This window comes from Pseudomonas sp. 05N434, assembly GCF_056396965.1.
The window spans coordinates 1-2,395 of the sequence record NZ_JBFTMK010000666.1 but is presented as its reverse complement, the minus strand read 5'-3'; the positions used below and the strand labels follow the sequence as shown (position 1 = coordinate 2,395).

1 protein-coding gene is annotated in these 2,395 nt (G+C 61.7%); it reads right to left on the bottom strand.

All coding sequences use genetic code 11. From position 1 onward, the window contains the following. Positions 1–178: 178 nt before the first annotated feature. The gene (locus AC1DLB_RS27715) at positions 179–2,236 is read right to left on the bottom strand and encodes a methyl-accepting chemotaxis protein (RefSeq protein WP_477744030.1); all 2,058 of its coding nucleotides are present in this window, start codon (positions 2,234–2,236) and stop codon (positions 179–181) included. Positions 2,237–2,395 lie beyond the last annotated feature (159 nt).

Genomic DNA, 2,395 nt, shown 5'->3' with positions numbered 1-2,395 from the left:
GACTTGAACCCCGGACCCCAGCATTATGAATGCTATGCTCTAACCAACTGAGCTATGTAGCCAAGTGGCGCGCATTATTCACCTGGAACGACGATGCGTCAAGCGTAAATCTAAAATATTTCTCCACACTTTCAACCGCTTATCCCGCTGACCCGAAAAAACGGGTCAGGGGAGGGCATCAACCGAGCTGAAATCTCCCGGTATTCGCACTCAAGGCCTTGCTGCCCTGGCTCAAGGTGTCCGCGGCGAGGTTCACCGCCCGCGCGCCTTCGAGCAAGCGTACCGCCGCCTGATCGACTTGCTGGATGTTGCCGCTGACTTCATCAGCAGTACTCGCTTGCTCTTCAACGGCAGTGGCGATTTGTGCCAGGGTGTCGGTGACGCTTTGCACCGCGCTGGCGATTTCCCCCAGGCGTTCGCCGAGACCGGTGACGGCTTGCGCATCCGATTGCGCCTGGCCGCAGGCGGCTTCCATCAGGCTTACCGCTTCGTTCACGGTGCTGCGCAGGCTGTCGACGGTGCCGGCGATCTGCGCGGTGGAGGACTGGGTGCGTTGCGACAGGCTGCGCACTTCATCGGCCACCACGGCAAAGCCGCGACCTTGCTCGCCAGCCCGTGCGGCCTCGATGGCGGCGTTGAGGGCCAGCAGGTTGGTCTGCTCGGCCACGCCGCGAATGGTATCGACCACCAATTGAATCTGCTGCCCTTGCTCGCTGACCCGACCCAGTGCCGCCGCCGTGTCATTCAACCGCTGATTGAGTTGCTGAATACTCGCTGTCGTACGCTGGCTGTCACGGCTGCTATCGGCGGCGATGCGCTGGGTATGCTGAGCGCTGCCAGACGCCTGTTCGCAACTCTGGGCGACCCCTTGGGAGGTCGCGGCCAATTGCGTGGCCGCGGCGGCGATCTGGCTGATCTGCAACTGCTGGGCTTCGACTTCGCCAAGGGCACCGCTGGAGTGATCGTTGAGGGTGCGCACCGCGTTGCTCAACTGCAGGGTTTCGTGATCGACTCCCAGCAAACTGTTGCGCAGTTGCACCACGGCGACGTTAAGCGAGGTGCTGATCGCCGCCAGTTCGTCGCGCCCCTGAACCGGTACTTGCAGGCTCAGGTTGCCGTCGCGCAGAGCTTCGGCCAGCAGTGTGATGCCGCTGGCGCTGCGACGGATCGAGGCCTGTAGACAGATGAACAGGTACAGCGCGGCCAGYAGCAGGCAGCCAAAAATTGTCGCCACCAGGATGAACTGGCGGATGGCCGAGCCGTGGTAATAATCCAGTCGTTGATCCAGAGAAACCAACGATTGCTGGCGCAGCGAGGCAAGGTTACCGAGGAGGGCGTCGAGACTGCGTTCGAAGTCTTCGGGCTTTAGGTTGATGCTGCCACCGAAGACGCCGTCGTCCAGCACTTTCAAACCGGCATCCAGCTGCTTGAGGCTGTCATGGTACTGCCCGGCCCAGGTTTGCAGGGCGCTGGGCAAGCGGGCTTCCAGTAGGCTACCAGTTTTCACCAGCTGTTCCCGAGCATCGCCGATGCGGCTGCGCAAGTCGCGCAATTGCAGGCGGCTTTGCAGAGTGAACTGCCCGGACACCACCGAAGCTTGACCAACCGCGGCGAGGCGACCGACCCGTTCGATCAGGTCCGGTGCGTGTTGAGTGGAAATCTGCGTCAGCAGATAAGTTTCCAGCCATGGCGCGAGGGTCAGGCGATTGTCCATGGCGATTTGTTCGCGCAAGGCTTGCAGGGCGCTCAAGGCATTGGTGAAGCGATCATAGCCGTCCGGCCACCATCCAACGCTGCTCAGGCTTTTCGAATCCAGGCCGGTGAGGGCGCTTTGCAGGGCTTGATAGCGGGTGAGGGTCTCGCCCTCGGCGCCTTCGGTTTTCAGGGCATTGCCCAAGTCTGTGATCGCTTGGGCCACGGCCGGCTGAACCGTGTCGAACGCTGCCATCGCCGCGATAGTTGCAGGTGTCGGCTGGCGATTGGTTTCGGTGGCGCGCCAGCGCGCGGCGCGGTCACGCTGGGCGGCGAGCAAGTTGTCGAGCGCATCCAGGGCAATCAATTGCCGGACCCCGGCGCGTTCGCCGGCGATCAGGCTCAACTTGTCACGATAGTCCTGGCCGATCATCCACAAGCTGCCTGCCAGCGGCAGGATAAACAGCAGAAACAGCAGCTGAAATTTGCGCGCGAAGCCGAAACGCCCCAGCAGCCCGATCCCCGGTGATAAAAAAGCCTGCATGCCCCATGACTCCTCTGGACACCACGCACCATTGGCGTGCGTCGAGGCCATGGCGACCGCGACTGATGTCCTTCTAAAAGGCCTCGAAAGTTCACCTTGGTCCGCTCTGTAGGCCGACTCTGTAGCGAAACTTCCCATTCTCGGTCCCCTTTGTAAGGG